Consider the following 24,661-nt stretch of genomic DNA (forward strand, 5'->3'; position numbering starts at 1 on the left):
CTATTTTCTCTCTCCCTGTGGAAGAGGGTTAGGGTGAGGGCAACCGGCCTTCACCTTTCCCTCAAAATCCCGCCGCACAATCTCCAGTGCCTTCAGCACCGTCTCAGCCGGGATCTCATGATTCTCCAGCAGCATAATCAAATCGACGGCCAGTTTGACCTCATCGGGGGCATTTTCCAGCGACATGTGTGGCTCCTTTTAACGGGTCAGGCGTTCAATGACGCGTTCGATCTCATCCAGCGCATGACGGCAACGGACAAGACGTCCATCCAGCGCGTCGATTTCGCGCATCAATAACTGCTGCTCTTCCAGCGTTTCACTGTTGTTCAGACGTGCTTCCCGCTCGCGCTTCATCTCAAACAGACGGCGTTCAAACTCCTGGTGCTCCAGCCGTTTTCGCTGCCATTTACCGAGGCCGGGAGACGCGCTATCCCAGGTACGCAGGGGCCAGGCTGCGATCTCCCGGTGCAAGGCGGTGATCTGACTGGTGAGATGCTCCGCAAGCCAGGCCACCTGCTCATGTTTACCGTCATTCACGGCCTGTCGCAGTTCGTCGAGGTTGGTCTGCGCCTCATCAAGATAGTCTTTCATCAGCGTACTTCGCGTATGAAATAACTGCCGGTCAAAGCGCGGTTTGAGCGTCGCATGCTGCATCAACGGTGACGCCTGCGTGCGCAGGGCAACGAGCTGATTTTGCAGCGTCTCTAAAAGCAGGGCTATTTTCAAGGCGCGCTCCAGTGGTAAAGTAGCCGTTCAGTTTGATAACGATTCGCATTATGCAGCGTACTATTTTAATCATCATTGGCTGGCTGGCGGTAGTGTTAGGCACCCTGGGCGTGGTTTTGCCACTTTTGCCCACGACGCCGTTTATTCTGCTGGCAGCCTGGTGTTTTGCCCGCTCATCCCCGCGTTTTCATCACTGGCTGCTGTATCGCTCGTGGTTTGGCGGCTATCTGCGCCACTGGCAGAAACACCGGGCCATGCCGCCTGGCGCAAAGCCGCGTGCGATTGCAGTCATCCTCATCACCTTCGCCATTTCATTATGGCTGGTGAAAATGATGTGGGTGCGGATCCTGCTGCTGGTTATCCTGACCTGCCTGCTTATCTTCATGTGGCGGATCCCCGTGGTTGATGAAAAGCAACAAAAGCACTGAAGCCTTATAATGGCTGTTGCAATTATTGTGCGCAGCCAGTAAATTCGACCGTTTTCGAGCACAGGCGCGCCTGGTTAAAGGTTAAACAATTGTTACCTTTACCGCCTCTTTGCGCGCTGTGAGTAACACTGTTTCATTTAGGCACAAACCGATGACCGCAACTGCACAGCAGCTTGAATATCTGAAAAACAGCATCAAAAGCATCCAGGACTATCCAAAACCTGGCATTCTTTTCCGTGATGTCACCAGCTTGCTGGAAGACCCGAAAGCGTACGCGCTCAGCATTGAACTGCTGGTAGAGCGTTATAAAAACGCCGGGATCACCAAAGTAGTAGGTACCGAAGCCCGTGGCTTCCTGTTTGGCGCACCGGTGGCGCTGGCAATGGGCGTAGGTTTTGTGCCAGTGCGTAAGCCGCGCAAACTGCCGCGTGAAACCATCGCGGAGAGCTATGAGCTGGAATACGGCACCGATCAGCTGGAAATCCACGTCGATGCCATTAAGCCTGGCGACAAAGTGCTGGTGGTGGACGATCTGCTGGCAACCGGTGGCACTATCGAAGCGACCGTGAAGCTGATTCGTCGCCTGGGTGGTGAAGTGACCGATGCGGCCTTCATCATCAATCTGTTCGATCTGGGCGGCGAACAGCGCCTGGAAAAACAGGGTATTACCAGCTACAGCCTGGTGCCTTTCCCGGGTCATTAATCCCGTTTCTCACAACCTCGCTCAATGGGTGAGGTTGTGATAGCATTCCCCTCCATTAATTCACCTTCCAGCGTTGCAGAGCCTGCCCATGAGTTATCAGGTGTTAGCCCGTAAATGGCGACCACAAACCTTTGCCGACGTTGTCGGTCAGGAACATGTGCTGACGGCCCTGGCGAACGGCTTGTCGCTAGGTCGTATCCATCACGCCTATCTCTTCTCCGGTACCCGCGGCGTCGGTAAAACCTCTATTGCCCGTTTGCTGGCAAAAGGTCTGAACTGCGAAACCGGGATCACCGCCACGCCATGTGGCGTGTGTGACAACTGCCGTGAGATCGAACAGGGGCGCTTTGTCGATCTGATCGAGATCGACGCCGCCTCGCGCACCAAAGTTGAAGATACCCGTGACCTGCTGGATAACGTGCAGTACGCCCCGGCGCGTGGCCGCTTCAAGGTCTATCTGATCGATGAAGTGCACATGCTGTCACGTCACAGCTTCAACGCCCTGCTGAAAACGCTGGAAGAGCCGCCTGCGCATGTGAAATTCCTGCTGGCGACCACCGATCCGCAAAAGCTGCCGGTGACGATTCTGTCGCGCTGTTTGCAGTTCCATCTGAAGGCGCTGGACGTTGAACAGATCCGTACTCAGCTGGAACACATTCTCGACGAAGAGAACATTGTCCACGAGCCGCGCGCCCTGCAACTGCTGGCCCGTGCAGCGGACGGCAGCCTGCGCGATGCGCTCAGCCTGACGGATCAAGCCATTGCCAGCGGTGACGGTAAACTTTCTACCGATGCGGTCAGCACCATGCTCGGCACGCTGGACGACGACCAGGCGCTGTCCCTGATTGAAGCCACGATCGCCGCGAACGGTGAGCGCGTCATGTCGCTGGTGAATGCCGCTGCAGCCCGTGGCATCGAGTGGGAAGCCCTACTGGTCGAGATGCTTAGCCTGCTGCACCGTGTAGCGATGCTTCAGCTCTCTCCGTCAGCAATGGGGGCGGATATGGCGGCCATTGAACAGCGGATGCGTGAACTTGCGCGAACCGTGCCGCCTGCTGACGTACAGATTTATTACCAGACCTTGCTGATTGGCCGTAAAGAGCTGCCGTTTGCGCCGGATCCTAGAATGGGCGTTGAAATGACGCTGCTGCGTGCGCTGGCGTTCCACCCGCGTATGCCGCTGCCAGAGCCTGAAGTGCCCCGGCAGTCATTCGCCCCGACCGCTCCAACGGCAGTGATGTCGCCGCAGCAGGTGCCAGCACAGCCGGCAGCGCCGCCGCCGCAAAATGTACCGCTGTCGGATGCCACCAGTTCGGTGCTCGCCGCCCGCAGCCAGTTGCAGCGAGCGCAGGGAGCAACCAAACCAAAAAAGAGTGAACCGGCAGCGCCAGGAAGAGCGCGGCCGGTTAACAACGCCGCGCTTGAACGACTGGCCTCGGTAACGGAGCGCGTACAGGCGCGCCCGGCACCGTCCGCGCTCGAGCAAAAAGCCCCGGTGAAAGAAGAGGCTTACCGCTGGAAGTCGACGACCATCGTCGAAGAGGTGAAGAAAGAGGTCGCCACGCCAAAAGCGCTGAAGAAAGCGCTGGAGCATGAAAAAACACCGGAGCTTTCCGCGAAGCTCGCGGAAGAGTCTATCGCGCGTGACGCCTGGGCCGCTGAGGTCAGTAAACTGCAACTGCCTAAGCTGGTCGAGCAGGTCGCGCTGAATGCCTGGAAAGAGCAGGACGGTAATCAGGTGCGTCTGCATCTGCGTCCCGGTCAACGGCACCTGAACTCCCCCGGCGCACAAAAAGCACTGGCGGAGGCGCTGGCCACATTGCAGGGTGCACCGGTTGAATTGACTATCATTGAAGATGATAATCCGGCGGTGCGAACGCCACTGGAGTGGCGCCAGGCCATTTATGAAGAGAAACTCGCGCAGGCGCGTGAGTCGATTATAGCGGATAACAACATCCAGACCCTGCGCCGGTTCTTCGACGCCGATCTGGATGAAGAGAGTATTCGCCCCATTTGATCGTGAGTCTGACTTACGGTTGTCATCGTTAAACGTGAAAGAGAGAGAAGCCTATGTTTGGTGGAAAAGGCGGTCTGGGTGGCCTGATGAAGCAGGCTCAGCAGATGCAGGAAAAAATGCAGAAGATGCAGGAAGAGATCGCTCAGCTGGAAGTCACGGGTGAATCCGGTGCCGGTCTGGTCAAGGTGACCATCAACGGTGCGCATAACTGCCGCCGCGTTGAAATCGATCCAAGCCTGCTCGAAGACGACAAAGAGATGCTGGAAGATCTGGTTGCAGCCGCGTTCAACGATGCCGCTCGCCGTATCGACGAAACCCAGAAAGAGAAAATGGCCTCTGTATCCAGCGGTATGCAACTGCCGCCGGGCTTCAAGATGCCGTTCTGATGCAAACCAGTCCGCTGCTCACGCAGTTAATGGAAGCGTTGCGCTGCCTGCCGGGCGTAGGCCCGAAGTCGGCGCAGCGTATGGCGTTTACGCTATTGCAGCGCGACCGCAGCGGCGGGATGCGCCTGGCGCAGGCTCTGACCCGCGCCATGTCAGAAATTGGTCACTGTGCGGATTGCCGTACTTTTACCGAGCAGGACGTCTGTAATATTTGCTCGAATCCGCGTCGTCAGGAGAACGGTCAGATTTGCGTGGTGGAGAGTCCGGCGGACATCTATGCCATCGAACAAACCGGGCAGTTTTCTGGCCGCTATTTCGTGCTGATGGGGCATCTCTCCCCGCTGGACGGTATTGGCCCGGATGATATCGGTCTTGATCGCCTTGAACAGCGTCTGGAGTCCGAGACCATCAAAGAGGTGATCCTCGCCACCAACCCCACGGTGGAAGGGGAGGCAACAGCCAACTACATCGCCGAGCTGTGCGCGCAGTACGGCGTTGACGCCAGCCGTATCGCTCACGGCGTGCCGGTTGGCGGCGAGCTGGAGATGGTTGACGGCACCACGCTGTCGCACTCTCTGGCCGGACGTCACAAGATTATTTTCTGACCAAACGGAGGCGGCATTCGCAGCCTCCGCTTGAAAATTTCCCTGCTTATCCCCATCTCTCCCTCAACGTTTTACAACCCCATTAAATGGCATTGTTGAGGTCGACTTAGATGAAAGGACAAGAAACCCGTGGTTTCCAGTCAGAAGTAAAACAGCTTCTGCACCTGATGATCCATTCCCTGTATTCCAACAAAGAAATCTTCCTGCGTGAGCTGATTTCCAACGCCTCCGATGCGGCGGACAAGCTGCGTTTCCGCGCGCTGTCTAACCCGGATCTGTATGAAGGCGACGGCGAGCTGCGCGTGCGCGTCTCTTTCAATAAAGAGAACCGCACCCTGACCATCGCCGATAACGGCATCGGCATGAACCGTGACGAGGTGATCGACCACCTCGGGACTATCGCCAAATCCGGGACCAAAGCGTTCCTGGAATCAATGGGCTCTGACCAGGCGAAAGACAGCCAGCTGATCGGCCAGTTCGGTGTGGGCTTCTATTCGGCGTTTATCGTGGCGGACAAAGTGACCGTGCGTACACGTGCGGCGGGCGACAGCGCGGAAAACGGCGTGTTCTGGGAATCCAAAGGTGAAGGTGAATACACCGTTGATGACATCACCAAAGCGGATCGCGGCACCGAAATCACCCTGCACCTGCGTGAAGGCGAAGACGATTTCCTGAACGACTGGCGCGTGCGCTCCATCATCAGCAAATATTCCGACCACATTGCCCTGCCGGTTGAGATTGAAAAACAGGAAGAGAAAGACGGTGAAACCGTGGTCTCATGGGAGAAAATCAACAAGGCGCAGGCCCTGTGGACGCGCAATAAGGCTGAAATCAAGGACGACGAATACAACGAGTTCTACAAACACATCGCCCACGACTTTACCGATCCGCTGACCTGGAGCCATAACCGTGTGGAAGGTAAGCAGGAGTACACCAGCCTGCTGTATATCCCGTCGCAGGCGCCGTGGGATATGTGGAACCGCGATCACAAGCACGGTCTGAAGCTTTACGTTCAGCGTGTCTTCATCATGGACGACGCCGAGCAGTTCATGCCGAATTACCTGCGCTTTGTCCGTGGCCTGATAGATTCCAACGATCTGCCGCTGAACGTCTCCCGTGAAATTCTGCAGGACAGCACCGTGACCCGCAACCTGCGTAACGCGCTGACCAAACGTACGCTGCAGATGCTGGAAAAACTGGCGAAAGACGACGCGGAAAAATACCAGACCTTCTGGAAGCAGTTTGGCCTGGTGCTGAAAGAAGGCCCGGCGGAAGACACCGCGAACGTAGAAGCGATCGCCAAACTGCTGCGCTTTGCCTCTACGCACACTGACTCCTCCGCGCAGACCGTGTCGCTGGAAGAGTACGTTTCCCGCATGAAAGAAGGGCAGGAGAAGATCTACTACATCACCGCCGACAGCTACGCCGCGGCGAAGAGCAGCCCACACCTGGAGCTGCTGCGTAAGAAAGGTATCGAAGTGCTGCTGCTTTCTGACCGCATCGACGAGTGGATGATGAACTACCTGACCGAGTTCGACGGTAAGCCATTCCAGTCTGTTGCCAAAGCCGATGAATCCATCGACAAGCTGGCGGATGAAGTGGATGAAAGCGCGAAAGAAGCCGAGAAGGCGCTGGAGCCGTTCGTCGAGCGCGTGAAAACCCTGCTGGGCGATCGTGTGAAAGAGGTGCGCTTCACCCACCGTCTGACCGATACGCCGGCGATTGTGACTACCGATGCGGACGAAATGGGTACCCAGATGGCGAAACTGTTCGCCGCGGCAGGTCAGGCGATGCCAGAAGTGAAATATATCTTCGAGCTGAACCCGGATCACCCGCTGGTGAAACGCGCGGCGGATACCCAGGACGAAACCCGCTTCGCTGAGTGGGTTGAACTGCTGCTGGATCAGTCTCTGCTGGCCGAGCGCGGCACGCTGGAAGATCCTAACCTCTTCATTAAACGTGTGAATGCGCTGCTGCTGGCGTAATTGACCACGCCTCCCCTGGTCTTCTCCCTCTCCCCGTGGGAGAGGGCCGGGGTGAGGGCACCAGACCGCACTCCCCCAAATTATCTCCCCCCATTAACCGTTTCAGCCCTCCCGCCTTCCTTGAGCCGCATCCGTTCTGGTGGTATTGTTTAGCGCTTTTGAAAAATTGAATCGACTTTTGAGGGGATTTTCGCAATGCGTATTATTCTGCTTGGCGCTCCGGGCGCGGGTAAAGGAACTCAGGCTCAGTTCATCATGGAGAAATACGGTATTCCGCAAATCTCCACCGGTGATATGCTGCGCGCTGCTGTTAAATCTGGCTCTGAGCTGGGTAAACAAGCGAAAGACATCATGGACGCTGGCAAACTGGTGACCGACGAGCTGGTTATCGCTCTGGTCAAAGAGCGCATTGCTCAGGAAGACTGCCGTAACGGTTTCCTGCTGGACGGCTTCCCACGCACCATTCCTCAGGCTGACGCCATGAAAGAAGCGGGCATCAACGTAGACTACGTGCTGGAGTTCGACGTACCAGACGAGCTGATCGTTGATCGTATCGTTGGTCGCCGTGTGCACGCTGCTTCTGGCCGCGTTTACCACATTAAATTCAACCCACCTAAGGTTGAAGGTAAAGACGACGTAACCGGCGAAGAGCTGACCACCCGTAAAGACGATCAGGAAGAGACCGTGCGTAAGCGCCTGGTGGAATACCATCAGATGACTGCGCCGCTGATCGGCTACTACACCAAAGAAGCGCAGGCGGGTAACACCAAATACGCGAAAGTTGACGGCACCAAAGCCGTGGCTGACGTTCGTGCAGAGCTGGAAAAAATCCTCGGCTAATCGCACTGCTCTCACCCGGGTCCCCGGGTGAGAATATTTCTCATCTTACCTATTACAGCAATGGGTTCCGTTTAAACGCATTTCCGCTACAATTGACAACCATTCAAATGGTTAAGAGGCGTGAATGAGTCAGGCGAAAACCGGCATCCTGCTTGCCAATCTGGGCACCCCAGAAGCACCTACGCCAGAAGCGGTAAAACGCTATCTGCGACAATTTTTAAGCGACACGCGCGTTGTGGATACCCCAAGACTGCTGTGGTGGCCATTACTGCGTGGCGTGATTCTGCCCATTCGTTCACCGCGCGTCGCCAAACTCTATCAGTCTGTCTGGATGGAAGAGGGCTCGCCGCTGATGGTCTACAGCCGTCGTCAGGAGAAAGCGCTGGCTGCCCGCCTGCCGGATATGCCTGTCGCGCTCGGCATGAGCTATGGCAAACCGTCTCTGGAAAGTGCGGTCGACGCGCTGCTCGCGCAGGGGGTTGAGCACATTGTGGTGCTGGCACTCTACCCGCAGTACTCCTGCTCGACGGTTGCTGCGGTGTGGGACGAACTGGCCCGCATTCTGGCGACCCGCCGCCGCATTCCGGGCGTGACCTTTATACGCGACTACGCCGATAACGAACTCTATATCAAAGCGCTTGCCAGCAGTGCCCGCGCGTCGTTTGAAAAACACGGCGAGCCGGATCTGCTGCTGTTGTCCTATCACGGCATTCCGCAGCGTTTCGCTAACGAAGGGGATGATTATCCGCAGCGCTGTCGCGATACCACGCGTGAGCTGGTGTCCGCGCTCGGCCTGCCGCCGGAGAAGGTGATGATGACTTTCCAGTCGCGCTTTGGTCGCGAGCCGTGGTTGACACCGTATACGGATGAAACCCTCAAAATGCTCGGCGAGAAAGGCGTGAAGCATATTCAGGTAATGTCCCCGGGCTTCTCGGCCGATTGCCTGGAAACGCTGGAGGAGATCGCGGTGCAAAACCGGGAGTTTTTCCTTGAGGCTGGTGGTGAGAAGTACGAGTACATTCCGGCACTTAACGACGCTCCGGAACATATCGACATGATGGTCTCGCTGGTGACCAACAGCCGCTGATCGCACTCAGGGCCGGGTTTGTGCTACCATTCCCGGCCCATATTCTATGCACAGTTCAGACCATGAAATTTCCCGGTAAACGCAAATCCAAACACTACTTCCCTGTTGATGCCCGCGATCCGCTCCTGCAGCAAATCCAGCCTGAAAATGAAACCAGCGCGGCATGGGTCGTCGGTATCGATCAGACGCTGGTGGACATTGAAGCGAAAGTGGATGATGCGTTTGTCGCCCGTTACGGTCTGAGCGCCGGCCACTCGCTGGTAATCGAAGACGACGTTGCTGAGGCGCTCTATCAGGAGCTGGTGCGTGACAACCTGATCACCCATCAGTTTGCCGGTGGCACTATCGGCAATACCATGCACAACTACTCCGTTCTGGCAGACGACCGCTCAGTGCTGCTCGGCGTGATGTGCAGCAACATCGAAATTGGTGGCTACGCCTACCGTTACCTGTGCAATACCTCCAGCCGTACCGATCTTAACTATCTGCAGGGTGTCGACGGCCCCATTGGCCGCTGCTTTACGCTGATCGGTGAATCCGGCGAGCGTACCTTTGCCATCAGCCCTGGCCACATGAACAAGCTACGTGCCGAGAGTATTCCCGAAGAGGTGATTGCGGGCGCGTCGGCGCTGGTGCTCACCTCCTACCTGGTGCGCTGCAAGCCGGGCGAGCCGATGCCGGAAGCCACCATGAAGGCGATTGAGTACGCTAAAAAGTACGATGTGCCGGTGGTCCTGACGCTGGGAACAAAATTTGTGATTGCCGACAACCCGGAGTGGTGGCAGGCCTTCCTGAAAGAGCATGTCTCGATTCTGGCGATGAACGAAGAAGAAGCTGAGGCTCTCACCGGCGAGAGCGATCCGCTGCTGGCCTCCGATAAAGCGCTGGACTGGGTGGACCTGGTGCTCTGCACCGCCGGACCGGTAGGGCTGTATATGGCAGGCTTCACGGAAGAAGAGAGCAAACGCAAAACCCAGCATCCGCTGCTGCCTGGCGCCATCGCCGAGTTCAACCAGTATGAGTTCAGCCGTGGCATGCGTTATAAAGACTGTGTTAATCCGCTGCGGATCTACTCGCACATCGCCCCGTACATGGGCGGCCCGGAGAAGATCATGAACACCAACGGTGCGGGCGACGGTGCGCTGGCGGCGCTGCTGCATGACATCACCGCCAATGCCTACCACAAAACCAACGTGCCGAATTCCAGCAAACATAAGTTCAGCTGGCTCACCTATTCGTCGCTGGCGCAGGTATGTAAATACGCGAACCGCGTCAGTTATCAGGTGCTGAACCAGCACTCCCCGCGCTTAACGCGTGGCCTGCCGGAAAGGGAAGACAGCCTCGAAGAGGCGTACTGGGACAGGTAAAAGAAAACCCCTCACCCCAGCCCTCTCCCCACAGGGGCGAGGGTGTTTGAGTTCCCTCTCCCCTATGGGGAGAGGGTTAGGGTGAGGGGACCAGGCCGCACAAGCTAGCCCGTCACCTCTTCTTCAACCGGCGGCTTCGCCAGCAGCGCCAGCATCGTATTCGCAATTTCGCGCTCACCCATCACCACCTGATTCGCACCCCGTTCGGTGATGTAATCCACCTCGTCGTCGTAATGGGCGCGGGCAATGATCTCAATCGTTGGGCATTTCTCACGTGCAGTGGCCACAATCTCACCCGCTTCGTAGCCGTTTGGAATGGTCAGCAGCAGCCAGCGGGCGCAGTCCAGATGCGCCAGGTTCATAATTTCTTCGTTCGCCGCATTGCCCAGCACTGCGCGAATACCGCGCTCGCGCAGCTCATCGACGCGGGTGCGCGAGGTTTCAATCACCACCAGCGGGATCCCCTGCGCCATCAGCTTCTCGCCGAGCAGGCTTCCCACGCGGCCAAAGCCGACCAGCAGGGCGTGGTTGCAAATATCCACCGGGATCTGCTTCTCTTCTTCAATGGCCTCTTCGAGCGTCTGCTCTTCAAGGGTTTCTGTTTTATCGAGATATTTTTCCAGCAGCGCGAACAGCACCGGGTTCAGCATAATCGAGAGGATCGCTCCCGCCAGCACCAGGTTCTGCCCGGCCTGCGGCAGCAGGTTCAGCGCCATCCCCAGACCTGCCAGAATAAAGGCGAACTCACCAATCTGTGCCAGGCTTGCGGCGATGGTAAGAGCGGTACGCGGCGAGTGGCCGAACATTCGCACCAGGAAAAAGGCGGCGACCGACTTACCAAAGATGATAATCGCCAGCGTCCCCAGTACGGCCAACGGCTGCTGAACCAGAATCATCGGATCAAACAGCATCCCGACGGAGACAAAGAACAGCACCGCGAAGGCATCACGCAGGGGGAGGGTGTCGTGCGCCGCTCGGTGGCTCAGTTCGGATTCATTCAGCACCATCCCGGCGAAGAACGCGCCAAGGGCAAAGGAGACGTCAAAGAGCTCCACCGCACCAAAGGCAATCCCCAGCGCCAGCGCAAGGACGGAAAGGGTGAACAGTTCACGCGAGCCGGTGGCCGCGCTGCGCGACATGATCCACGGCACCAGACGGCGGCCTACCAGCATCATGATGGCGATAAACGCCACCACTTTTCCGATGGTGATGCTCATATCCAGCGCCAGCGAGGCAAAGCCGAGGGTGTCTTTTTCCATCATTCCGGCGACGGCAGGCAGCAGGACCAGCGTCAGCACCATCACCAGATCTTCAACAATCAGCCAGCCGATTGCGATTTGTCCGCGCTGGCTGTCTATCAGTTGCCTCTCTTCAAGCGCGCGCAGCAGCACCACGGTACTGGCGGTTGAGAGACATAGCCCAAATACGATGCCGGTCATTAACGACCAGCCCAGTACGGCCGAAAGCGCCATGCCCAACAGCGTCGCCACCCCTATCTGGGCGATCGCTCCCGGTATGGCGATAGACTTTACCGCCATCAGGTCCTTCAGGGAAAAATGCAGCCCCACGCCAAACATCAGCAGAATCACGCCCAGTTCCGCCAGTTCAGGTGCCAGTTTGGTATCCGCAACGAAGCCAGGCGTAAACGGTCCCGCCAGTACCCCGGCTAACAGATAGCCCACAAGAGGGGAAATACGCAGTTTATTGGCAATCATGCCGAGAATAAAAGCGAGCACAAGTCCACCAACAATGGTGGTGATAAGCGGTGTGGCGTGGTGCATTCCGTCTCCTTTCGTTGTGGGTGTTCCATTTTGGTGAAAACCAAAAACCGAGTAATAGTTTATGACAATTTTTACCCTTGTGTTTATGAATAATTGTTGAAGTTTGAATAAAACGGCAACATGCCTCAGAAAAGACAGGTTTTGATAAATTCAGAGAAGGGATGAACAGGAAAGCCTTATACCATGAGGGCATCAGGCTGCCAAAGTTACACTTTGGCAGCCATGAAATTACGCTTTATGACGATTATCAGGCAGGAATATGGTCAACATCCCCAGAAGTGGCAGGAAAGCGCAGATTTTATAAACCAGGAAGATACTGGTGTGGTCGGCAACCATGCCTAACACGGCTGCACCAAGGCCGCCCATGCCGAAGGCGAAACCAAAGAAGAGCCCGGAAACCATACCAATACGCCCCGGTAACAACTCCTGCGCATACACCAGGATAGCCGAGAACGCCGAGGCCAGAATAAAACCAATAATCACCGTTAAAATGCCCGTCCATTCAAGGCTGGCGTAAGGCAAAATAAGGGTAAAGGGAGCAACGCCAAGGATAGAGCCCCAAATAAAATATTTACGGCCAATTTTATCCCCGACTGGCCCGCCAATCACCGTCCCTGCTGCGACGGCAAACAGGAAAGCAAACAGATGGAACTGCGCGTTTTGTACCGATAATCCGAATTTTTGCATCAGGTAAAAGGTGTAATAGCTGCTGATGCTCGCCATATAGAAATATTTCGAGAAAATCAGCACCAGCAGCACGGAGACGGCCAGGATCACCTTATTGCGTGGAAGGGGATTGATAACCTTCACTTTTGGTTTGCCTTTGTTTACACGGTGCTGTGCGGCATACCAGCGGCTGATCTGGGCGAGCACAACGATCGCCAGCAGGGCGGCCAGCACAAACCAGGCGACGTTACCCTTGCCGTAGGGGGCGATGATCACTGCCGCCAGCAGCGGGCCGAGGGAACTGCCAAAATTACCGCCCACCTGGAAGAGTGATTGCGCCAGCCCGTGGCGCCCGCCGGAGGCCATACGTGCCACGCGGGAGGACTCCGGATGGAAGACCGACGAGCCGGTCCCCACCAGCGCGGCGGCAAGCAGCACCGCTTCAAAACTGCCCGCCATAGCCAGCAGCACCAGCCCGCTCAGGGTGAAGCACATGCCAATCGGCAGCGACCACGGCATCGGATATTTATCCGTCCAGTAACCGACGATAGGTTGCAGTAGCGAAGAGGCCAGCTGGAAGGTCAGGGTGATCATCCCGATCTGCACGAAGGTTAATGAAAACTCGGATTGCAGCAGCGGGTAAATCGCCAGGATCAGCGACTGGATCATGTCGTTGAGCAGATGGGAGAGGCTAATAGCGCCTAAGACTTTAAATGAGGTGCGCGAGGGTGGCGGCGACGCCGGCGCGCCCGAAACGGGCTGGGTTGATTCACTGATTGCCATAAATACCACGTCGTTAGTGATGAAAAATGCAGGGGGTAATTATTATCCAACTAACATACCTGCCAGCGACATTTGAAGAAAGTCGCAATTATGAAAACTTATTTGTCTATTCTTGTTACTCACTGTAATTTTTGCGTTTGTCTATTGGTCAGGGAGAGAGAAGATGAAGTTAATGAAGCATGGCGTCGCGTTGGCGCTGCTCGCCGCCTGGGGTCTGGCAAGCCTGCCCGCACAGGCGTATGAAAAAGACAAAACGTATAAAATTACGATCCTGCATACCAACGATCACCACGGCCATTTCTGGCGCAGCGAGTATGGCGAATATGGTCTCTCCGCGCAAAAAACGCTGGTGGATGGCATTCGTAAAGAGGTTGCCGCCGAAGGGGGCAGCGTGCTGCTGTTATCGGGGGGCGATATCAATACCGGCGTGCCGGAGTCCGATTTACAGGATGCTGAGCCTGATTTTCGTGGCATGAATTTAATCGGTTACGATGCAATGGCCGTCGGAAACCATGAGTTTGATAACCCGCTGAGCGTGCTGCGCCAGCAGGAAAAATGGTCCAAATTTCCGTTCCTCTCCGCCAATATCTATCAGAAAAGTACCGGTGAACGCCTGTTTAAACCGTGGGCGCTGTTTAAGCGTCAGGATCTGAAAATCGCGGTGATTGGCCTCACCACGGACGATACGGCAAAAATTGGCAACCCGGAGTTCTTTACCGATATCGAATTCCGTAAACCGGCAGATGAAGCGAAGCTGGTGATTCAGGAGTTGCAGCAAAACGAAAAACCGGACGTGATCATCGCCACCACCCATATGGGACATTACGACAACGGCGAGCATGGTTCTAACGCACCGGGCGACGTTGAAATGGCGCGCAGCCTCCCTGCGGGCTCGCTGGCAATGATTGTGGGTGGTCACTCACAAGATCCGGTGTGCATGGCCTCGGAGAATAAAAAGCAGGTGGATTATGTTCCCGGCACGCCGTGTGCACCAGACCGTCAGAACGGGATCTGGATTGTGCAGGCGCACGAGTGGGGTAAATACGTTGGCCGTGCCGACTTTGAGTTCCGTAACGGCGAGATGAAACTGGTGCATTATCAGCTCATCCCGGTCAACCTGAAGAAAAAAGTGACCTACCCGGACGGGAAAAGTGAGCGCGTACTCTACACCCCGGAAATCCCCGAGAACCCACAGATGCTCTCCCTGTTAACCCCGTTCCAGAATAAAGGCAAAGCGCAGCTGGACGTGAAAATCGGTACGCTGAACGGGCGTCTGGAAGGGGACCGCAGCAAAGTCCGTTTCGTACAGACCAATATGGGTCACCTGGTGCTGGCGGCACAAATCGCGCGCACCGGCGCTGATTTTGGTGTGATGAGCGGCGGCGGGATCCGTGATTCCATCGAAGGCGGGAATATCACCTATAAAGATGTGCTGAAGGTGCAGCCGTTTGGCAACGTGGTGGTTTATGCCGATATGAGCGGGAAAGAGGTGATTGAGTACCTTACCGCCGTGGCGCAGATGAAGCCGGACTCCGGCGCCTATCCGCAGTTCGCTAACGTCAGCTTTGTGGCCAAAGACGGCAAGCTCAACGATCTCAAAATCAAGGGTGAGCCGGTTGATCCCGCGAAAACCTACCGTCTGGCAACCTTAAGCTTTAACGCCACCGGCGGCGACGGTTATCCGCACATCGATAATAAACCGGGCTATGTGAATACCGGCTTTATTGATGCCGAGGTTCTGAAGCAGTTTATCGAGCAGAATTCACCGATCGACGTGAATGCGTATGAGCCGAAAGGCGAGGTGAGCTGGCAGTAACGTTGTGCGGCCTGATGCCCTCACCCCAACCCTCTCCCACCGGGAGAGGGCGCGAACACAAAAAACGGTAACGTCTGTTACCGTTTTGCTTTTACCTCGCAGCCGCCACCCGGCTTTTTCTTTTAATCCCTGCGCGCAATATCCGCAAACTTCGCATCCAGCATTTTGGCCAGATCGCCTGCGGCCAGTTCGATATCCAGCCCGCGCTTGCCGCCGGAAATATAGATGGTTTCAAATTCCTGAGAAGGGGCGTCAATCAGCGTTGGCAGGCGTTTTTTCTGCCCGAGCGGGCTGATCCCGCCCACCAGATAACCCGTGGTGCGTTGCGCAACCATTGGGTCTGCCATATCTACCTTTTTCGCTCCCAGCGCTTTGGCCACTTTCTTCAGGTCCAGTTGACCAGCCACGGGCGTGACCGCGACGGCGAGATGCTTCATATCGCCATTCACGGCCACCAGCAGCGTTTTATAGACCTGGTCGGCGTTCAGCCCCAGTTTGCGCACCACTTCATCACCAAAATTGGTTTCGTTCGGATCGTGATCGTAAGTGTGGATCCGGAAAGAAATTTTGTTTTTTTCGAGTAATTTAACGGCGGGAGTCATAGCTATCCTTCTTACGACAGACAATTCATGCTGACAGCATACGCCTGACGTTTGTCTAAAAAATAGCACCATCTTGCGCAATAGTATTGGCAGTGATGGTCACTTTGAGCGACAATCGGCTCAACCGAAGGTCTCCTTCGGCATAATAAAAACGATGAAATTCCTCTTTGACGGGCCAATAGAAATATTGGCCATTTTTTTATTTCAGCAGCGACGGCAAGTTTCCTTCTCCGTACAAATGTAATGCCCCCACCGCAACCACGTAATGCCCGGCAGGTAACGCATGCAGCGTCTGCCGCCATGCCGCATTGCGTGCGTTCATCAGCACATCATACAGCGATTCACTGAACGTCGACGGCAGCGTTAATTTCCCCTCAGCAGGCGGGGCATCCAGCCACCAGCCAATCATGGTTTGCAGCAGACGGGCGTTGGTATGCCAGTGCGTCAGCGTATCATCAAGAAGAATGAGACCGTCATCAGGCAGCTGGCGAAGGAGGGCAATCTGGCTATCGGTACCTTCCAGCTCAATGATCGGCAGACGGTGTGCCCGGGCCGCATTCAGCAGCTGGTAATCAATACCGTAATCACCGCGCAGACCCAGACGCTGCGCCTGCGTCGCCTGTAATATCATGGCAATCTGCCAGAGCGGCAGGGTGTCCAGCATCGAGAGCGAAACGCCGGTTTCATCCGCCACGCGCGTCAGTTCGGCGAGTTGAGCCTCGTCCAGACGGTCGGCCAGGGTCAAATCGCTCTCCAGCCCGGCAAAGGGAGACTCGTGGCCTGAAATATCCGCCTCAACCACCAGCGCATCGGCCTGCTTCAGGAGGGATAACAGACCAGAGGGCAGCGGGGACATATCCTGCGTGCCCATATGTATGCTGCCCACCAGGTGCAGATGCTGACCGCCGGGGAGCGAAATATCCATTCCGGGCCAGGTATAACGGCGGGGGAAGAGGGCGCGAAACGATGTTTTTATACGGCGAAACAGACTCATACGCGCTCCATAAACGGAAAGGTTCATGCTAACGCGTGGGGCAGGGCGGCGCAACAGGTGAACGTCGGCACGTTTCGTAGGCCTGATAAGCGCAGCGCCATCAGGCAAAAAAGCCGGGTGGCGCTGCGCTTCCCCGGCCTACAACGTATTACGCTTTCGGTTTAAAGCGCAGCAGACGGTTGGTGTTGCTCACCACGGTAATGGAGGAGAGCGCCATCGCTGCACCTGCGACCACCGGGTTAAGCAGCGTACCGGTCAGGGGCCACAGAATGCCGGCAGCAATCGGGATACCGAGCGAGTTATAGATAAACGCACCCAGCAGGTTCTGCTTCATGTTGCGCAACGTGGCTTTCGAAATCGCCAGCGCATCGGCAACACCCATCAGGCTGTGTCGCATCAGTGTGATGGCTGCCGTCTCAATGGCAACGTCGCTCCCGCTTCCCATGGCAATCCCCACCTCTGCCTGTGCCAGCGCCGGCGCATCGTTAATACCGTCGCCAACCATCGCGACCTGGCGCCCCTGTTGTTGCAGCGTTTTAATGGCGTCCGCTTTGCCGTCCGGCAGGACACCGGCAATGACTTCATCGATCCCCGCCTCTCTGGCGATGGCGTTGGCCGTGGTTGGGTTATCCCCGGTTAACATCACCAGGCGGTAGCCCGCGCGGTGCAGTCGTTGTAAGGCATCCACACTGTCCTGACGTAACGGATCGCGCACGGCCAGCAGGGCCGCAATATGACCGTCCACCGCAAGCAGGACAGGGGTTGCGCCCTGTGATGCCTGGGCATTCAGTTCACTTTCCAGCGTTGAAGTCGCTATGCCGTTTTCATTCATCAGGGCCTGGTTACCCAGCAGCAGTGTGTGTCCTTCGGCCTCACCGCTGACGCCTAATCCGCGCAGGGTGCGGAAGTTGTTCACCTGCGGCAGGCTGGCCTCACCGGCTTTCTCAATGATGGCTCGCGCCAGCGGGTGGCTGGAGCCTTGTTCCAGGGCCGCGGCAAGACGCAGCGCGTCAGCCTCCGCGAAGCCTGAGGTATGCACGGATACAACCTGCGGTTTACCTTCGGTCAGGGTACCGGTTTTATCAAAGACCAGCGTGTCGAGAGTGCTGGCGCGTTGCAGGGCATCTGCATCACGTACCAGCACGCCAAACTCGGCGGCGCGGCCCACGCCGGAGATAATCGACATCGGCGTCGCAAGGCCGAGCGCGCAAGGACAGGCGATAATCAGTACCGTGGTGGCGATCACCAGGGTATAGACAATTTGCGGCGCCGGGCCGAAGAAATACCAGATAGCCGCGCTCAGCAGCGCGATGCCCACTACTACCGGCACAAAAATGGCGGAGATTTTATCGGCCAGCTGACCTATTTCAGGCTTACTGCTCTGTGCCTGGCGCACCATGCGGATAATACGGGACAGCGTGGTGTGGCTTCCCACCGCACTGGCGGTGAACAGCACGCTGCCGTCCTGCACCACCGTACCGGCATGCACGCCATCACCCTGTGATTTCTGCTGCGGAACGGGTTCCCCGGTGAGCATCGCTTCGTCAAACCAGGCTTCACCCTGCGTGATGTCTCCGTCCACGGGAACACGGTCACCGGTGGTCAGACGCAGCGTCATACCGGGCTGAACCTCGGCCAGCGGAACGCTTTTTTCTCCGTCGTCAGTGACCACGCGGGCGGTCGGGGGGGTTAAATCCAGCAGCCGTTCCAGCGCCTTTGAGGAGCGCTGACGGGCACGGGCTTCCAGCATATGGCCCAGGTTAATCAGGCCGATGATCATCGCGCTCGCTTCATAATAGAGATGGCGGGCTTCCATCGGGAACCACTGTGGCCAGACGTTCACGCTCATGGAGTAGAGCCATGCCGCACCCGTGCCGAGTGCCACCAGCGTATCCATGGTTGCGGTGCGGTTTTTCAGGCTCTTCCAGGCGCTGGAGTAGAAATGTCCGCCTGCAAATACCATTACACCAAGCGTAATAATACCAATGACCAGCCACAGCGTGCGGTTATCGTCGGTGACCATCATGTTGTCACCGATCATGCCCCACACCATCACCGGGATCCCGACCAGCAGCGCAACAATGGCCTGCCAGCGGAAGCGTTTCATGGTGGCGATAGCCGTTTCCTGCTGGCGTTCGCGGCGTTTGGCATCATCTTCGATGGCCTCTGCGCCATAGCCCGCTTTTTCAACAGCCTGCACTAATTCTGCGGCGGAGGCACTGCCCATGACCAGCGCAGTACGCTCCGCAAGATTGACCCGTGCCTGCGCGACTCCGGGTACCGCCTGCAAGGCATTTTGCACCCGGGAGACGCAGCTGGCGCAGCTCATGCCGTTGATCAGCAGCTGTTGGCTGTCATCGATATCATCAGCTGCCGGAAGCTCAGGAGTGGCCGCTGTCAGTGCTTCCGACGGGGATGATGACTCTGCCAGCGGTTTAGCCTTTGGGTGGCTCAGCTCCGCCCCATAACCTGCCTGTTTGATGGTATCAATCAGCGCTTGCGCACTGGCGCTGCCGGTGACGGCGGCGTGATCGATAGTGACGTCAGCGCTTTCGACATCAGGACGCTGTTCCAGACTTTCTTTAACGCGTTTGACACAGTGGCCGCAGGAGAGGCCGTCCAGTGTCAGGTCAATTGTGTGAGACATAACAAAACTCCCGTATAATGAACTGGTCAGTTGTTGACCGGAGTAACGCTTTTCGCTAACTGTTATGAAGGTTAAACCTTCCATCAAGGGGAAGGTCAAGGGGGAAATGTGAATATCAGCGATGTTGCGAAAAAAACCGGATTGACCAGCAAAGCAATCCGCTTTTATGAAGAGAAGGGGCTGGTGACGCCGCCGCTGCGCAGCGAAAACGGCTACCGTAGCTACACGCAACTGCATCTGGACGAGCTGACCTTACTGCGTCAGGCGCGTCAGGTGGGTTTTAACCTTGAAGAGTGCGGTGAGCTGGTGAATCTGTTCAACGATCCAAAACGCCACAGCGCAGATGTAAAAAAAAGGACGCTGGAAAAAGTGGCGGAGATTGAACGGCACATTACGGAACTGGAAGCGATGCGCAAGCAGCTGCTGGCGCTGGCGGAATCCTGTCCGGGAGATGACAGCGCCGACTGCCCGATTATCGATAATCTTGCCGGCTGCTGTCATCGTAAGGCGCAGGCTTAGCAGGCTTTCACCCGAAGCGTAATCCCTTCCACCGCGATGACCTCAACCCGCGTCCCGGCGCTGAGGTCATCGTCGGCCACCACCGGCCAGGAGCTATCGCCCACGCGCATATGTCCGCGGCCGTTCACCAGAGCAGTCTCAAGCGTAAAGCGCTGGCCGACGATCTGCTGTCCACGCTGATTGAGATGGGTATCCAGCGGTTTTTGCTCGTTAACCTGACGGTTCAGCCAGCGCCACCACAGCCAGGCGGCCACCAGCGTCAGCACGGCAAACAGCGCGCCCTGCCACGCCCAGTCCAGGGGGAGCAGCCAGACCAGCAGCCCGGTAATCACCGCGGCCACACCGCTCCAGAGCAGATAACCGTTGCCACCAAGCATCTCTGCGGCCAGCAGTAAGCCACCCAGACTTAGCCAGAAAGCATGAGGATGTGCGACGATCAGCTCGATCATTTTTTGCGCTCGTTTCCGCTGTCTTTGATAAGTTCAGCAATCCCGGCAATGGAGCCCATCAGACTGCTGGCATCCAGCGGCATCATCACCACTTTGCTGTTATTTGCCGAGCCGATCTCTTTCAGCGCATCGGTATATTTTTGCGCGACAAAGTAGTTCACGGCCTGGATGTCACCGGCGGCAATGGCCTCGGATACCATCTGGGTTGCGCGGGCTTCCGCTTCGGCAGAACGTTCACGCGCCTCTGCCTGCAAGAAGGCAGACTGGCGATCCCCTTCCGCTTTCAGAATTTGCGACTGTTTTTCCCCTTCGGCTTTCAGGATCTCCGCCTGACGCACCCCTTCGGCTTCCAGAATATAGGCGCGCTTGGTTCGTTCTGCCTTCATCTGGGCGTTCATCGAAGCGATAAGCTCCGCAGGCGGGCGAACGTCCCGGATTTCAATGCGGGTGACTTTAATGCCCCACGGGTTTGTCGCTTCATCAACAATGTGCAGCAGACGGGTGTTGATGCTGTCACGCTGAGAGAGCATTTCGTCCAGCTCCATAGAGCCGAGTACCGTACGGATGTTGGTCATCGTCAGATTAACAATCGCCAGCTCCAGGTTGCTCACCTCATAGGCAGCTTTGGGCGCATCAATTACCTGAATAAAACAGACGGCATCGATGGTGACGTTGGCGTTATCCTTCGAAATAACTTCCTGCGAGGGGATATCCAACACTTGTTCCATCATGTTGATCTTGCGACCAATTCTGTCCATGAAGGGAACAATCAGGCTCAAACCTGGCTGGAGTGTATTGGTGTAGCGGCCGAAGCGTTCAACGGTCCACTGATATCCCTGCGGGACAATTTTGACCCCGGCGCCCACAATAACCAGCGCAACGAATATTAGGACAGGAACAACGATAAGCATAAAAACCTCCTGTTTTGCATGCTGTTGATGAGTAAAAATGCATGTTTATTGTTCATCAGTATATCGGCTATCGGGCTGAAATTCGCCTCTGAAAATAGGCTGGGAATGGACAAAGGATTATGCTACAGACGATTTTTACCAGAAGCGGTTAACGGAAGCGGAATGAACGATCAAAAAAACATATTACATCTCAGGGATGTCGGGTTTCGTGTTGGGGGGAATACGATCCTTCAGCACGTCGAATTTTGCCTTTCACCGGGCGAGTTTAAATTAATCACCGGGCCGTCAGGCTGCGGCAAAAGCACGTTGCTGAAAATTGTGGCTTCACTGCTAAGTCCTACGGAGGGAACCGTTCTGTTTGAGGGCCACGATATTGCGACCCTCTCTCCGGAACGCTATCGCCAGCAGGTCTCTTATTGTGTACAGACCCCTTCACTGTTCGGCGAAACGGTCTATGACAACCTGATCTTCCCGTGGCAGATTCGCCAGCAAACGCCGGAGCCGAATAAATTTATCGCTGACCTGGCCCGCTTTGGCCTGGCGCAGGAGACATTGACCAAATCCATTAATGAGCTCTCCGGGGGCGAAAAGCAGCGCGTTTCGCTGATTCGTAACCTGCAGTTTTTACCGAAGGTGCTGCTGCTGGACGAGATCACCAGCGCGCTGGATGAGGCCAACAAGCGCAACGTGAACGACATCATCCATCGCTACGCCAGTGAACAGAATATTGCCGTGCTGTGGGTGACGCACGACGCAAATGAAATTGCCCATGCGGATGATGTCATCACGCTGCAGCCGCAGGGTGGAAAATGGCAGGAGGCAAACCATGGGTGAGCATAATATCACCAACGCATCGCTGGCGTTTTCGATGGTGCTGGTACTGGTGGCGATTTTAGTCAGCTACCGGGAAAAGCTGGGGCTGGAGAAAGATATTCTCTGGAGCATCTGCCGCGCGGTGATTCAGCTCATCATCGTTGGCTATGTGCTGAAGTACATCTTTAACGTCAACCACGCGGTGCTGACGCTGCTGATGGTGCTGTTTATCTGCTTCAACGCAGCGTGGAATGCGCAGAAGCGCAGCAAATATATCGATAAGGCGTTTGTCTCGTCATTTATTGCCATTACGACCGGGACCGCGCTGACGCTGGCGGTGCTGGTGCTATCTGGCTCTATTGAGTTTACGCCGATGCAGGTGATCCCCATCTCCGGGATGATCGCCGGGAACGCCATGGTGGCGGTAGGGCTGTGCTACAACAACCTTGGCCAGCGCTTCAGCAGTGAGCAACAGAAGCTGCAGGAGAAGTTAAGCCTGGGGGCCACGCCAAAAGTGGCGTCGGCGCGGCTGATTCGTGAGAGTATCCGCGCGTCGCTGATCCCCACGGTGGATTCGGCGAAAACGGTCGGGCTGGTGAGTCTGCCGGGGATGATGTCAGGGCTGATCTTCGCTGGCATTGATCCGGTGAAAGCGATCAAATATCAGATCATGGTGACCTTTATGCTGCTCTCCACGGCGAGCCTGTCGACCATCATTGCCTGTTATCTGACGTATAGGAAGTTCTACAACGCGCGCCACCAGCTGGTGGTCACACAGCTAAAAAAAGCGGATTAAGCCTGTTTGTGTAGGCCCGGTAAGCGTGAGCGCCACCGGGCATTTTTTTTAGTAGAGCAGCGCGTACAGCTGACGACGGTACTTCGAGGCCAGCGCATCGCCGGTACCCAGCGCGGCCAGGATCTCCTGGAACATTTTCCGCGCCTGACCGTCTGCGGCAGCCAGATCGTTTTGCAGGTGGCTGAACAGCAGTTCCAGGGCCTCTTCATTTCGACCCACCTGATGCAGCTGGAGTGCCAGCTGGCTTGCCAGCGCTGCGTCGGCCGGGTTATCGGCAACCTGCTGCTGGAGTTGCTGGATTTCCGGGGTATCCGCCGCCTGTTTCAGCAGATCAATTTGCGCCACCAGGCCCTGATAGCGGGTGTCCTGATCCTGCAACGGGATCGTTTTTAGCACGGCTTCAGCATCTTCTGAGCGGTGCAGGGCAATCTGCGTTTCAGCCAGCAGCAGGCCAATCTGGCTGTTCTGCTTAGAGAGCTGCCAGGCGTCTTTCAACAGCGGCAGGGCTTCGTCGTATTTACCTTCCTGCATCAGCGCCATGGCTTCCTGCGCTTTTAGCTCCTCCTCACGCGGCAGCACTTTATCCAGCAGGGCGCGGATCGCCTCTTCAGGCTGCGGTCCCTGGAAGCCATCAACAGGCTGTCCATTCTGGAAAAGATAGACCGTGGGGATGGCGCGCAGGCCAAACTGTGAGGCCACCATGGGTTCTGCATCACAGTCCAGTTTGGCGAGAATAAACTGGCCATTGTATTGCGCGGCAAGGCTTTCGAGGACCGGCGTCAGCTGCAGACAGTGTTGGCTGCGTTCAGACCAGAAGTAGAACAGTACCGGTTTAACCATCGACTGTTCGAGGACCTGTTGCAGGTTTGCTTCAGTAATATTGACGATATTCTGTACGGACATGCGGCATTCTCTTTTATCGGTTTGTTATTTACATGGGGGTGAGCGTCGTCGCTTCAACTCAACCGTGTAAAATTTTGTCCATCATCCGGCCCGGCAGCAGACGTTTTAACCAGCCTACGGCATGGGTGACCAGCGTTACCGGATAGCGCATTTTTGGGTTATCGCTCTCAAAAGCATGGCGCACTTTCGCAACAACCGCTTCCGGCCCAAGGGTAAAACGTGCGGCGATGCCGGGGTTTTCGACCGGTTTGTCCGCCTGCGTCTGGTTGACGTTATCCGTAAAACGGGTGCGGATGGGGCCGGGTTCAATCAGGCTCACCTTAATCCCGCTATGACGCAACTCCATGCGCAGGGCGTCCGACCATGCTTCCAGCGCATATTTGCTGGCGGCATACGCGCCGCGGCCGGGGGTAGAAATCAGCCCCATCACCGAGGAGGTCATCACGATACGCCCTTCACCGTGAGGCAGCATCGCCGGAAGCAGGCGCATGGTGAGCTGATGCACACCGAAAAAGTTGCTGGAAAACTGTTGTTCAAGCTGTTCGCGGGAGATCGTATTCAGCGGGCCATAGAGACCGTAACCGGCATTATTGAACAGACCGTACAGACGGTTGCCGGTAAGGGCGATCACCTCATCTGCGGCGCGTTCAACGCTGTCCGGTGAGTCCAGATCCAGCAACACACTGGTGAACCCCATCCCGTTGAGGCGTTCCACATCGTCAGGTTTACGGCAGGCCGCCAGCACCTGAAATCCCTGACGCTTTAATTCGAGCGCGCTTTCAAGACCAATTCCGCTGGAACATCCTGTAATTAAGACCGATTTTTGCATAACTTTAC

Annotated in this window: 24 protein-coding genes and 1 other annotated feature; of the genes, 13 read left to right on the forward strand and 11 right to left on the reverse strand. The window is 56.3% G+C overall.

The annotated features are described in order from the left end of the window. The gene (gene rsmS / locus ACQG19_RS05585) at window positions 1-186 is read right to left on the reverse strand and encodes a pleiotropic regulatory protein RsmS (protein ID WP_222169023.1); all 186 of its coding nucleotides are present in this window, start codon (window positions 184-186) and stop codon (window positions 1-3) included. Window positions 187-198: 12 nt separating this feature from the next. Further along, window positions 199-726, reverse strand: a complete 528-nt coding sequence (gene priC / locus ACQG19_RS05590) for a primosomal replication protein N'' (protein ID WP_058651636.1) — start codon at window positions 724-726, stop codon at window positions 199-201. 50 nt (window positions 727-776) lie between these two features. On the opposite strand from priC, the gene ACQG19_RS05595 reads away from it, so the two are divergent. The 9 genes from ACQG19_RS05595 to ACQG19_RS05635 all read left to right on the forward strand — a co-directional run bounded on the left by ACQG19_RS05595 (window position 777) and on the right by ACQG19_RS05635 (window position 10,144). Further along, window positions 777-1,154: a DUF454 family protein gene (locus tag ACQG19_RS05595; RefSeq protein WP_013095896.1), complete on the forward strand. Its 378-nt coding sequence runs from the start codon at window positions 777-779 to the stop codon at window positions 1,152-1,154. 151 nt (window positions 1,155-1,305) lie between these two features. Continuing rightward, window positions 1,306-1,857 (forward strand): adenine phosphoribosyltransferase, encoded by a 552-nt coding sequence (apt, locus tag ACQG19_RS05600; RefSeq protein WP_000127359.1) that lies wholly within the window; start codon window positions 1,306-1,308, stop codon window positions 1,855-1,857. Between the two features lie 88 nt (window positions 1,858-1,945). Continuing rightward, the gene (gene dnaX / locus ACQG19_RS05605; protein WP_222169024.1) at window positions 1,946-3,874 is read left to right on the forward strand and encodes a DNA polymerase III subunit gamma/tau; all 1,929 of its coding nucleotides are present in this window, start codon (window positions 1,946-1,948) and stop codon (window positions 3,872-3,874) included. Further along, window positions 3,204-3,268: a sequence feature (DnaX frameshifting element), on the forward strand. It overlaps the preceding gene by 65 nt. 53 nt (window positions 3,875-3,927) lie before the next feature. Next, window positions 3,928-4,260, forward strand: coding sequence for a YbaB/EbfC family nucleoid-associated protein (locus ACQG19_RS05610; protein ID WP_003858972.1), 333 nt, complete (start codon window positions 3,928-3,930; stop codon window positions 4,258-4,260). Next, window positions 4,260-4,865 (forward strand): recombination mediator RecR, encoded by a 606-nt coding sequence (gene recR, locus ACQG19_RS05615; protein ID WP_013095898.1) that lies wholly within the window; start codon window positions 4,260-4,262, stop codon window positions 4,863-4,865. Before ACQG19_RS05610 ends, recR begins: the two co-directional genes overlap by 1 nt. A 110-nt stretch (window positions 4,866-4,975) precedes the next feature. After that, a complete protein-coding gene (htpG, locus tag ACQG19_RS05620; protein WP_023620089.1) occupies window positions 4,976-6,850 on the forward strand; it encodes a molecular chaperone HtpG in 1,875 nt (624 codons plus the stop codon). A 195-nt stretch (window positions 6,851-7,045) separates the two neighbouring features. Beyond that, window positions 7,046-7,690 (forward strand): adenylate kinase, encoded by a 645-nt coding sequence (gene adk, locus ACQG19_RS05625; RefSeq protein ID WP_006809841.1) that lies wholly within the window; start codon window positions 7,046-7,048, stop codon window positions 7,688-7,690. A gap of 124 nt (window positions 7,691-7,814) precedes the next feature. Further along, window positions 7,815-8,777 carry a ferrochelatase gene (hemH, locus tag ACQG19_RS05630; RefSeq protein WP_013095900.1) on the forward strand — a complete coding sequence of 321 codons (963 nt, stop codon included), beginning with the start codon at window positions 7,815-7,817 and terminating at the stop codon, window positions 8,775-8,777. Between the two features lie 62 nt (window positions 8,778-8,839). Further along, window positions 8,840-10,144 carry an inosine/guanosine kinase gene (locus ACQG19_RS05635; RefSeq protein ID WP_020685011.1) on the forward strand — a complete coding sequence of 435 codons (1,305 nt, stop codon included), beginning with the start codon at window positions 8,840-8,842 and terminating at the stop codon, window positions 10,142-10,144. A gap of 104 nt (window positions 10,145-10,248) precedes the next feature. Here ACQG19_RS05635 and ybaL read toward each other — a convergent pair whose 3' ends face one another. Both ybaL and ACQG19_RS05645 read right to left on the reverse strand, forming a co-directional pair. Further along, window positions 10,249-11,925, reverse strand: coding sequence for a YbaL family putative K(+) efflux transporter (gene ybaL / locus ACQG19_RS05640; RefSeq protein WP_040021505.1), 1,677 nt, complete (start codon window positions 11,923-11,925; stop codon window positions 10,249-10,251). A gap of 228 nt (window positions 11,926-12,153) precedes the next feature. Then, window positions 12,154-13,374 (reverse strand): MFS transporter, encoded by a 1,221-nt coding sequence (locus tag ACQG19_RS05645; protein WP_246931616.1) that lies wholly within the window; start codon window positions 13,372-13,374, stop codon window positions 12,154-12,156. 163 nt (window positions 13,375-13,537) lie between these two features. Between ACQG19_RS05645 and ushA the strand changes: the two genes are divergently transcribed. After that, window positions 13,538-15,190 (forward strand): bifunctional UDP-sugar hydrolase/5'-nucleotidase UshA, encoded by a 1,653-nt coding sequence (gene ushA, locus ACQG19_RS05650; protein ID WP_013095904.1) that lies wholly within the window; start codon window positions 13,538-13,540, stop codon window positions 15,188-15,190. 122 nt (window positions 15,191-15,312) lie between these two features. On the opposite strand, the gene ybaK is transcribed toward ushA, so the two are convergent. The 3 genes from ybaK to copA form a co-directional block, all read right to left on the reverse strand. Continuing rightward, complete coding sequence (gene ybaK / locus ACQG19_RS05655) at window positions 15,313-15,792, reverse strand: Cys-tRNA(Pro)/Cys-tRNA(Cys) deacylase YbaK (RefSeq protein WP_010428207.1); 480 nt, start codon at window positions 15,790-15,792, stop codon at window positions 15,313-15,315. Window positions 15,793-15,991: 199 nt separating this feature from the next. Beyond that, window positions 15,992-16,786 (reverse strand): TraB/GumN family protein, encoded by a 795-nt coding sequence (locus tag ACQG19_RS05660; protein WP_149896823.1) that lies wholly within the window; start codon window positions 16,784-16,786, stop codon window positions 15,992-15,994. Window positions 16,787-16,934: 148 nt separating this feature from the next. Then, window positions 16,935-19,433: a copper-exporting P-type ATPase CopA gene (gene copA / locus ACQG19_RS05665; RefSeq protein ID WP_426725828.1), complete on the reverse strand. Its 2,499-nt coding sequence runs from the start codon at window positions 19,431-19,433 to the stop codon at window positions 16,935-16,937. Between the two features lie 108 nt (window positions 19,434-19,541). Between copA and cueR the strand changes: the two genes are divergently transcribed. Beyond that, entirely contained in the window at window positions 19,542-19,952 is a 411-nt protein-coding gene (cueR, locus tag ACQG19_RS05670; protein WP_013095907.1) for a Cu(I)-responsive transcriptional regulator, read from the forward strand. On the opposite strand, the gene ACQG19_RS05675 is transcribed toward cueR, so the two are convergent. Together ACQG19_RS05675 and ACQG19_RS05680 are read right to left on the reverse strand one after the other, a co-directional pair. Then, complete coding sequence (locus ACQG19_RS05675) at window positions 19,949-20,401, reverse strand: NfeD family protein (protein WP_020685017.1); 453 nt, start codon at window positions 20,399-20,401, stop codon at window positions 19,949-19,951. The genes cueR and ACQG19_RS05675 overlap by 4 nt on opposite strands. Next, window positions 20,398-21,312: an SPFH domain-containing protein gene (locus ACQG19_RS05680; protein ID WP_008499312.1), complete on the reverse strand. Its 915-nt coding sequence runs from the start codon at window positions 21,310-21,312 to the stop codon at window positions 20,398-20,400. Before ACQG19_RS05680 ends, ACQG19_RS05675 begins: the two co-directional genes overlap by 4 nt. Before the next feature lie 162 nt (window positions 21,313-21,474). On the opposite strand from ACQG19_RS05680, the gene fetA reads away from it, so the two are divergent. Then, the gene (fetA, locus tag ACQG19_RS05685) at window positions 21,475-22,146 is read left to right on the forward strand and encodes an iron efflux ABC transporter ATP-binding subunit FetA (RefSeq protein WP_013095909.1); all 672 of its coding nucleotides are present in this window, start codon (window positions 21,475-21,477) and stop codon (window positions 22,144-22,146) included. Continuing rightward, window positions 22,139-22,921, forward strand: a complete 783-nt coding sequence (fetB, locus tag ACQG19_RS05690) for an iron efflux ABC transporter permease subunit FetB (protein WP_020685020.1) — start codon at window positions 22,139-22,141, stop codon at window positions 22,919-22,921. Before fetA ends, fetB begins: the two co-directional genes overlap by 8 nt. A 48-nt stretch (window positions 22,922-22,969) precedes the next feature. Here fetB and ACQG19_RS05695 read toward each other — a convergent pair whose 3' ends face one another. Together ACQG19_RS05695 and ACQG19_RS05700 are read right to left on the reverse strand one after the other, a co-directional pair. After that, complete coding sequence (locus ACQG19_RS05695; RefSeq protein WP_013095911.1) at window positions 22,970-23,824, reverse strand: co-chaperone YbbN; 855 nt, start codon at window positions 23,822-23,824, stop codon at window positions 22,970-22,972. A 58-nt stretch (window positions 23,825-23,882) separates the two neighbouring features. Further along, window positions 23,883-24,653 (reverse strand): SDR family oxidoreductase, encoded by a 771-nt coding sequence (locus tag ACQG19_RS05700; RefSeq protein WP_062856591.1) that lies wholly within the window; start codon window positions 24,651-24,653, stop codon window positions 23,883-23,885. Window positions 24,654-24,661 lie beyond the last annotated feature (8 nt).

The organism is Enterobacter cloacae complex sp. 277I4, assembly GCF_050031465.1.
GTDB classification, from domain to species: Bacteria; Pseudomonadota; Gammaproteobacteria; order Enterobacterales; family Enterobacteriaceae; genus Enterobacter; species Enterobacter cloacae.

What these genes read in the sequence shown, in the direction of transcription:
- rsmS (WP_222169023.1), bottom strand. Translation starts at nt 186, where the DNA reads ATGTCGCTGGAAAATGCCCCCGATGAGGTCAAACTGGCCGTCGATTTG.
- ACQG19_RS05595 (WP_013095896.1), top strand. Translation starts at nt 777, where the DNA reads ATGCAGCGTACTATTTTAATCATCATTGGCTGGCTGGCGGTAGTGTTA.
- apt (WP_000127359.1), top strand. Translation starts at nt 1,306, where the DNA reads ATGACCGCAACTGCACAGCAGCTTGAATATCTGAAAAACAGCATCAAA.
- dnaX (WP_222169024.1), top strand. Translation starts at nt 1,946, where the DNA reads ATGAGTTATCAGGTGTTAGCCCGTAAATGGCGACCACAAACCTTTGCC.
- ACQG19_RS05610 (WP_003858972.1), top strand. Translation starts at nt 3,928, where the DNA reads ATGTTTGGTGGAAAAGGCGGTCTGGGTGGCCTGATGAAGCAGGCTCAG.
- recR (WP_013095898.1), top strand. Translation starts at nt 4,260, where the DNA reads ATGCAAACCAGTCCGCTGCTCACGCAGTTAATGGAAGCGTTGCGCTGC.
- htpG (WP_023620089.1), top strand. Translation starts at nt 4,976, where the DNA reads ATGAAAGGACAAGAAACCCGTGGTTTCCAGTCAGAAGTAAAACAGCTT.
- adk (WP_006809841.1), top strand. Translation starts at nt 7,046, where the DNA reads ATGCGTATTATTCTGCTTGGCGCTCCGGGCGCGGGTAAAGGAACTCAG.
- hemH (WP_013095900.1), top strand. Translation starts at nt 7,815, where the DNA reads ATGAGTCAGGCGAAAACCGGCATCCTGCTTGCCAATCTGGGCACCCCA.
- ACQG19_RS05635 (WP_020685011.1), top strand. Translation starts at nt 8,840, where the DNA reads ATGAAATTTCCCGGTAAACGCAAATCCAAACACTACTTCCCTGTTGAT.
- ybaL (WP_040021505.1), bottom strand. Translation starts at nt 11,925, where the DNA reads ATGCACCACGCCACACCGCTTATCACCACCATTGTTGGTGGACTTGTG.
- ACQG19_RS05645 (WP_246931616.1), bottom strand. Translation starts at nt 13,374, where the DNA reads ATGGCAATCAGTGAATCAACCCAGCCCGTTTCGGGCGCGCCGGCGTCG.
- ushA (WP_013095904.1), top strand. Translation starts at nt 13,538, where the DNA reads ATGAAGTTAATGAAGCATGGCGTCGCGTTGGCGCTGCTCGCCGCCTGG.
- ybaK (WP_010428207.1), bottom strand. Translation starts at nt 15,792, where the DNA reads ATGACTCCCGCCGTTAAATTACTCGAAAAAAACAAAATTTCTTTCCGG.
- ACQG19_RS05660 (WP_149896823.1), bottom strand. Translation starts at nt 16,786, where the DNA reads ATGAGTCTGTTTCGCCGTATAAAAACATCGTTTCGCGCCCTCTTCCCC.
- copA (WP_426725828.1), bottom strand. Translation starts at nt 19,433, where the DNA reads ATGTCTCACACAATTGACCTGACACTGGACGGCCTCTCCTGCGGCCAC.
- ACQG19_RS05675 (WP_020685017.1), bottom strand. Translation starts at nt 20,401, where the DNA reads ATGATCGAGCTGATCGTCGCACATCCTCATGCTTTCTGGCTAAGTCTG.
- ACQG19_RS05680 (WP_008499312.1), bottom strand. Translation starts at nt 21,312, where the DNA reads ATGCTTATCGTTGTTCCTGTCCTAATATTCGTTGCGCTGGTTATTGTG.
- fetA (WP_013095909.1), top strand. Translation starts at nt 21,475, where the DNA reads ATGAACGATCAAAAAAACATATTACATCTCAGGGATGTCGGGTTTCGT.
- fetB (WP_020685020.1), top strand. Translation starts at nt 22,139, where the DNA reads ATGGGTGAGCATAATATCACCAACGCATCGCTGGCGTTTTCGATGGTG.
- ACQG19_RS05695 (WP_013095911.1), bottom strand. Translation starts at nt 23,824, where the DNA reads ATGTCCGTACAGAATATCGTCAATATTACTGAAGCAAACCTGCAACAG.
- ACQG19_RS05700 (WP_062856591.1), bottom strand. Translation starts at nt 24,653, where the DNA reads ATGCAAAAATCGGTCTTAATTACAGGATGTTCCAGCGGAATTGGTCTT.